The following is a 2,816-nucleotide window of genomic DNA, read 5'->3' on the forward strand; positions in this document are numbered from 1 at the left end:
CAGCAATCCCTGTCATGGACGGTAAATTCAACACATCTAGGGTGGCACCCTTATTTTGAATGGAGTTCATGATCTTAGTCAAATCATGGTTGTTTCTGCTTAAGCGATCTAATTCAGTGACCATTACAATATCACCCTCACGAATATAGGCCAGCATTTTTTGCAGTTCAGGTCGCTTGGTGTTAGCCCCACTTAACTTATCTGAAAATAGTTTGTCAACGCCTTTTAAAGCCGCTAACTGTCGATCTAAATGTTGCTCCTTGGAACTCACACGCGCATAACCGATTTTAGCCATTTTCAATTCTCTTTTTGGACAGTTCTAATGAACACTTGTAATTCCTAGTATAGCACAGAAATAAAAAAGACCAATAGGGTATACCCTATTGGCCGTTTTTGATCCATTATCAATGGCTTTTTAAATTAGGGCCTAGTACTTTTGGAATGGAAATACTTTCCAACACCAAAAATTCTAGACCCGTTTAACTGGCAAGTTAAATATGGGTGGTTTATTTTGAGATTAGACGGCATTTTTTACCTTGACGACACAACGCAGTATAATAACTGTTATACAGCCATTTAGGAACAAGGAGGTGGATGGTGATGGCTTACTGGTTATATCAACTAGAATGGGTTTTACGGCTATTTGTGGCGGCAATCTGCGGCGGCCTTGTCGGCTATGAACGAAAGGTCCGCCTAAAGACCGCTGGGATGCGGACTCATATGTTGGTTGCGGTAGGAGCCGCTCTTTTCATGATCATCTCCAAATATGGATTCTTTGATGTCCTCAATCATGCAAATTCTGTCAGCCTGGATCCATCCCGAGTTGCCTCACAGGTTGTCACTGGCATCGGGTTCATCGGCGCCGGAGCCATCATGACCGTTAATCACAAGATCGACGGCTTAACAACTGCAGCTGGCTTATGGGCGACTGCCGCGATTGGTCTGGCAGTTGGCGCGGATATGTACGTAATCGGTATTGCCGGGACGCTCTGCATCCTAATCACCCAAACAATTGTTAGGCGAATCAAGGCGCTTAAACGTTACCCGAATCGTTCGATGATCCGCCTACAAGTTACGCTTAATGGCAAACTAAGTGACATGGACGCCTTACCAGAAAGACTAAAAATCATTGGCAGCAGTCACGTCCACATGCGAATTCTGGCATACAAACCGGATTCATTTTCCCTTGAAATGCAAATTAGATTAGTCCGCCGAACTGACCCTGATGATTTTATTTTGAAAATGAGTCATTTGGCCGATGTGAAAAAGATTGATGTGCTGGATTAACAATGACAAACAAAAAAATGATTATGAATTGGTAGATACGACCTATTTAAAAATATGTCGTATTGCTTCCTGGCATCGTATCAGTTTGTTCCCTAACAAATTCCTTTATTGAGCAAGCCAAAACTTTATTACAGCAAAAAGCCAACCAGCTGGCACAATGTGATCCACCGTGTTGCTGTTCGGTCGTCCACAGTACTGGCAGACATAGTGGTCACGGTCCAATACCAATTGGCGCAATGATTGCCATTGCTTGCCACGATAGAATTGATACTGTTCTCGCTTGTCATACGTGCGATACCTAGTGACTGTGTTGTACTTGTGCCTCGCCATTTGGTCGCCTGACCGCGCCCGCTTCTGCCGGGATGCTAGATACTCCGCCTCGTGCGCATAGTGTTTAGCGCAGTAATGATCCGGTAGTTCCACCATCTGATGGCATCCTTGTTGACGACACCTACGCACTCTAGTCATGTGAGTTACCAGATAAAAGCATCTCCGCCGTGAGAATTATCATTAACCATTTCATATTTTTTCCTTTCAAGCGTATCTTTTGATAAGCTAAATACATATTTGTTATTCTAATGATGTACACATACTACATTTTCAACGAAGGGAGATTCATTTATGACTCAAGAGGAAAAGTTTGAGAGCAAAAAGGATCAATTAGCTGGTAAGGCTAAGGAAGTCGGTGGAAAAGTGACCGGTGACAAAGAATTGGAAGCTGAAGGAAAATCTCAGGGTGTGCTTGGTAAAGCTAAGGAAAAACTTGGCGATGCAAAAGATACGGTAAAAGGTGCTACAGAAAGTGTAAAAGAAAAGTTGTCCGATAATAAAGATTAATAGTTAATGTAACGTAGATGGAGTTTGTGTGGGCGCTCCGTCTTTTTTGTACACTTTTTTATGCAAACTAAAAGCGCCATGCTGTTTAGCACGACGCTCCCGTTCCCATTTTCTGTCAATTCCAGCAATCACGTCACGCTCATACTGGCAACTGACCAATCCGTAATCTGTGCGCTTAGCTCTTGATACCACTAGCAACCATCGGCTTTATTCTGGTTTTAATGGTACAAAATTCAAGAAATGCTGCATCATAAAAATAAAAAGCCACAGCCAATTTTATATCGGTTGTGGCTCTTAGTTATTTAGTATCAATCGTTGAATATATATTTGAATTTATCTTCTCAATAAATAATTTAGCGCTATTTTATTTTTCCAACAACAGGTATTTATCATAGCGAGCTGGATGTTTTAATTTTAAATATACCCTATTGGCTAGATTGGTTTAGTCAAACAAAAATCTTAATTGGTTCCTTATAAGAGCATATAATTCCATCATCACTACCTGTTGTGCTATAACTATGGTAAAGGTGGTGATGAATTTGCGATTTATATTTAAGGCATTAATAGTAGTTGTTATTATCCTTGCATTTCCTTTATCCATAGTTCTTGTCTTTAAAAATTGGTCAACGGCCATTGGTACTAGTACACCCATGTCATTAAAGCTTGGTTGGTTGGAGCAGTACGAACCGATA

General features: G+C 41.1%; 3 protein-coding genes and 2 pseudogenes. 3 read left to right on the plus strand and 2 right to left on the minus strand.

Annotated elements, in window-relative coordinates; translation table 11 throughout:
- Window positions 1-295, minus strand: a 295-nt coding sequence (locus tag GB992_RS10650) for a recombinase family protein (protein WP_161002425.1), incomplete at its 3' end; no start/stop codon positions are given.
- 305 nt (window positions 296-600) lie between these two features.
- On the opposite strand from GB992_RS10650, the gene GB992_RS10655 reads away from it, so the two are divergent.
- Window positions 601-1,287, plus strand: coding sequence for an MgtC/SapB family protein (locus tag GB992_RS10655; protein ID WP_105308370.1), 687 nt, complete (start codon window positions 601-603; stop codon window positions 1,285-1,287).
- Window positions 1,288-1,437: 150 nt separating this feature from the next.
- On the opposite strand, the pseudogene GB992_RS10660 reads toward GB992_RS10655, so the two are convergent.
- Window positions 1,438-1,755: pseudogene (locus GB992_RS10660) on the minus strand (HNH endonuclease); the annotation flags it as partial.
- 153 nt (window positions 1,756-1,908) lie between these two features.
- Here GB992_RS10660 and GB992_RS10665 point away from each other — a divergent pair.
- Both GB992_RS10665 and GB992_RS11965 read left to right on the plus strand, forming a co-directional pair.
- Window positions 1,909-2,124: a CsbD family protein gene (locus tag GB992_RS10665; RefSeq protein WP_057870351.1), complete on the plus strand. Its 216-nt coding sequence runs from the start codon at window positions 1,909-1,911 to the stop codon at window positions 2,122-2,124.
- A 539-nt stretch (window positions 2,125-2,663) separates the two neighbouring features.
- Window positions 2,664-2,816, plus strand: a pseudogene (locus GB992_RS11965) (alkaline shock response membrane anchor protein AmaP); the annotation flags it as partial.

This window comes from Furfurilactobacillus milii (genome assembly GCF_009863985.1).
Taxonomy (GTDB): Bacteria; Bacillota; Bacilli; order Lactobacillales; family Lactobacillaceae; genus Furfurilactobacillus; species Furfurilactobacillus milii_A.